2 protein-coding genes are annotated in these 2866 nt (G+C 67.6%); both read left to right on the forward strand.

All coding sequences use genetic code 11. From position 1 onward, the window contains the following. Positions 1-122: 122 nt before the first annotated feature. Positions 123-812 carry a glutathione S-transferase family protein gene (locus tag V3B46_RS19695; protein ID WP_049442804.1) on the forward strand — a complete coding sequence of 230 codons (690 nt, stop codon included), beginning with the start codon at positions 123-125 and terminating at the stop codon, positions 810-812. A 32-nt stretch (positions 813-844) separates the two neighbouring features. After that, on the forward strand, positions 845-2410 hold the full coding sequence (locus V3B46_RS19700) for a protein adenylyltransferase SelO (RefSeq protein ID WP_329892686.1): 1566 nt from the start codon (positions 845-847) through the stop codon (positions 2408-2410). Positions 2411-2866: the final 456 nt, after the last annotated feature.

A 2866-nucleotide genomic window follows, 5' to 3' on the forward strand; every position in this document is an offset into this window, starting at 1 on the left:
CCTGCTTTTGGCCCGCCCGCCCCCCCCCCCGCGCCCCCCCCCCCCCCCCCCCCCCCCCCCCGACTCTACAAAAGGCATGCAGCTGGCGCGGTACGATGCAGGTCTTCCCAAGGATCGTCCCCATGCGCATCGTCCACCACCTGGAAAACTCCCGTTCCCTGCGCGTGCTGTGGATGCTGGAGGAGCTGGGGCTGGACTACGAACTGCGCCGTTATCCGCGTGATCCGAAGACGCTGCTGGCGCCGCCAGAACTGCGCAACGTGCACCCGTTGGGCAAGTCGCCGGTGCTCCAGGATGGCGAGCTGGTACTGGCCGAGTCCGGGGCAATCCTCGACTACCTCGCTGACCGTTACGACACCCAGCGCCAGCTGTCGCCGTCACCGATGCCGGCCGACGGGGCTGAACGCATCGCCTACCGCTACTGGTTGCACTATGCCGAAGGTTCGGCGATGCCGCCGCTGCTGCTGACCCTGGTGATGGGCCGCATCCGCAATGCGCCGATGCCGTTCTTCGCGCGCCCGATCGCGCGCAGCATCGCCGACAAGGCCGAGCGCGGCTTCATCGGTCCACAGCGGCGGCTGCACCTGGAGTGGATGGAGCGCCGCCTGGCCGAAAGCCCGTGGTTTGCCGGCGAGCGCTTCAGTGCGGCCGACATCCAGATGAGCTTCCCGATCCAGGCCGCTGCCGCGCGCGGTGGTGGCCTCGACGACAAGCCGGCACTGCGTGGCTTCCTCAAGCGTATCGGTGAGCGCCCGGCCTACCAGCGTGCCGAGGCCCACGGCGGCCACCTGCAGGCGCTCAGCGGCAATTGAGGCGGGCGGCCGTCGCCCCCATCTTCAGCACCATGGATACCGACAGCCCCCGTTTCGACAACCGCCTGCTGCATACCCTGCCGGGCGACCCCGAATCCGGCCCGCGCAGGCGTGAAGTGCTGGGCGCGGCCTGGTCGCCGGTGATGCCGACCCCGGTGACGGCGCCCACACTGTTGGCCTGGGCGCCGGACGTGGCCGAAATGCTTGGCTTCGATACCGCTGAGGTCGAGAGCGAAGGCTTCGCCCGTGTATTCGGTGGCAACGCACTGTATGCAGGCATGCAGCCTTGGGCGGCCAACTACGGGGGCCATCAGTTTGGTCACTGGGCCGGCCAGCTCGGCGACGGCCGTGCGATCTCGCTGGGTGAACTGGTGGCGCCGGATGGCCGCCACTGGGAGCTGCAGCTGAAGGGGGCCGGCCCCACGCCATACTCGCGCGGGGCCGATGGGCGCGCAGTGCTGCGCTCGTCGATCCGCGAATTCCTGTGCAGCGAAGCGATGCACCATCTGGGTGTGCCGACCACGCGCGCGTTGTCGCTGGTAGGCACCGGCGAAGACGTGGTGCGCGACATGTTCTACGACGGCCATCCGCGTGCCGAGCCTGGTGCCATCGTATGCCGGGTGTCACCGTCGTTCCTGCGCTTTGGTTCCTTCGAGCTTCCGGCATCGCGCGGGGAAACCGCCTTGCTGCAGCAGTTGGTCGATGCCTGCATCGCCCGCGATTTCCCCGAACTGCAAGGGCAGGGCGAGGCGCTGTATGGCGACTGGTTCGCGCAGATCGCGGTGCGCACTGCCGAGATGATCGCGCACTGGATGCGCGTGGGTTTCGTGCATGGCGTGATGAACACCGACAACCTGTCCGTGCTCGGCCTCACACTCGATTACGGCCCTTACGGCTGGGTCGAGGATTTCGATCCGGACTGGACGCCGAACACCACCGATGCCCAAGGCCGGCGTTATCGTTTCGGTACCCAGCCGCAGGTGGCGTACTGGAACCTGAGTCGGCTGGCCCAGGCGTTGTCGCCGTTGTTTGCTGATGTGGCACCGCTGCAGTCAGGATTGGCCGCATACCAGTCCACGTTCGTGGCCTGCACGCGCCGCGATGCCGCAGCCAAGCTGGGCCTGGCCGCCGCCGACGATGACGACCTGCAGCTCCACCTGCGCTGGCAGCAGCTGATGCAGGACGGTGCCATGGACATGACCCTGGCCTGGCGCGCGCTGATGCGCCTCGATCCGGCGGCACCGGATGCGGCGCTGCTGGACGCGGTGTACTACGACGAGGCGCGCCAGCAGGCGGTGCAGGCACCATTGCAGCAGTGGTTGCAGGATTATGCGACGCGACTGCGTGTTGATCCGCTGTCGGCCAGCGAACGTGCTGCGAAGATGGCCGCGGCCAATCCGCTGTACGTGCTGCGCAACTGGTTGGCGCAGGAAGCCATCGACCGCGCCGAACAGGGCGACCTCGGCGGTGTTCATGCGTTGCAGGACGTACTGCGAGATCCGTACACCGAGCGCGCCGGGCTGGAGCATTTCGCCGGCAAGCGCCCGGCGTGGGCCGACAACCGCGCCGGCTGCTCGATGCTGTCTTGCAGTTCCTGAGGGTGGGTTTCGGCAGGGCTGCGCCCTGCACCTGCAGAGGCCACCGCGCAAGCAACGGCCAAAGCCAAAGCGGCTCTGGATTGGCTGATGGTCTGGCGGGACGGTGTGGGGCTGCAGGACACGCCGTAAACCCGTCCATGGGGGCTCGATGGCGCCATCCATGGCGCCAACGGTCCTGCAGCCCCACACCGCCCCACCTCCGACAGATTCCCGCTGCTGTGGGTAGGTGTCGACCTTGGTCGACACGGTAGATCCACGCCATGCGTGGTTGCAGAGCGAAGCGATCCGCTTCCGCTTTTGATCTTCTCTTTATTTTCCGTGGTGGACGCACACGGAAACTGTCCGTGGCCGGGTGGGATGGGTTTGCGGGGGTGTCCGCGGCATGGATGCCGCGGCCAAGCCTCCACGGACGGATTCACGGCGTCCCCCGCAAACCCATCCCGCCCGGCCAACCCC

It is taken from the genome of Stenotrophomonas sp. SMYL11 (assembly GCF_036320005.1).
Classification (GTDB): Bacteria; Pseudomonadota; Gammaproteobacteria; order Xanthomonadales; family Xanthomonadaceae; genus Stenotrophomonas; species Stenotrophomonas maltophilia_A.